This is a genomic window from Neisseria sp. P0021.S007 (assembly GCF_051956855.1).
The window spans coordinates 1-518 of sequence record NZ_JBQCXA010001202.1 but is presented as its reverse complement, the minus strand read 5'-3'; the positions used below and the strand labels follow the sequence as shown (position 1 = coordinate 518).

Annotated in this window: 1 protein-coding gene; it reads left to right on the top strand. The window is 46.7% G+C overall.

Annotated elements, in window-relative coordinates:
• A partial coding sequence (locus ACTHUR_RS18290; RefSeq protein WP_440400183.1) for a hypothetical protein occupies positions 1 to 518 on the top strand: 518 nt, incomplete at both ends.

Sequence of the window (518 nt, the reverse complement as noted above, 5' to 3'; positions counted from 1 at the left end):
ACCCACAACCACCACACACCAACAACCACCACACACACAACAAACACACACAACCAACCCAACACCAACCCCCACCACCCACCCACCAAAACACCAACCCAAAACACCCCAAAACACACCAAAAAAAACCACCCTAACCCAACCAACACACAAACCCCAAAAAACACACACCCCACCCAAACACACCACACCACCAACAACACCACCAACACCACCCACAACACACACAACCAAAACAACAAAAAACCAACAACCAAAACAACACCCAATACCCCAAACAACAACCCCAAAAAACAACCCCCCCCAAACAACCACAAAACCAACACCAACAGCAACAACCTCCAAACCCACAAAACCACCCACCACAAAATGCGGGAAAACCTACAAGAAACATGGAACAACCACCAAAACAGCCTACCCCACAAAAACCCATACAAAACACCAACCACAACAAACCCAACCAAAAAAAAAACCACACACAAAAACAACCACGCACACATAACCACAACACCCACAAA